Source organism: Zavarzinella formosa DSM 19928 (assembly GCF_000255705.1).
Lineage (GTDB): Bacteria > Planctomycetota > Planctomycetia > Gemmatales > Gemmataceae > Zavarzinella > Zavarzinella formosa.
Genome location: NZ_JH636447.1, coordinates 2,240 through 2,594 on the forward strand (window position 1 = coordinate 2,240; position 355 = coordinate 2,594).

Annotated in this window: 1 pseudogene; it reads right to left on the bottom strand. The window is 71.3% G+C overall.

What is annotated here, in order from left to right:
* Positions 1 to 74 precede the first annotated feature (74 nt).
* Positions 75 to 355 (bottom strand): annotated as a pseudogene (locus tag BGIM_RS54315) (hypothetical protein); the annotation flags it as partial.

Genomic DNA, 355 nt, shown 5'->3' on the forward strand with positions numbered 1-355 from the left:
GTTCGGCCGGCCACCGGCATTGGCGGGGAACGATTGGATTCATCCGGCCGTTCTCGCCAGCCTCCCGGTTCCGGTCAGGATCGCCGGCGGGGACCGTCGGCGGCCTCCGCGATCATGGCCCTGGTGTCGTCGAGCAAGTCGAGGGACAGCAACCACCCCACGTAGTCGGGATGCCGTTCGGCCACCTCGGCAAACGGCCGGCCGGCGTGCTTTCCGCGGGCGAACACCAACCGGCCGTCATCGTCGCGGAACCAGCCGTCCAGGTCGGCCCCGGCCAGGAGACGGTGGAGGTCGCCGGCGGAGGATGGCAGGTCGCGATATCGCCGCAACTGGGCGTCCAGCACCAGGGCCGCCG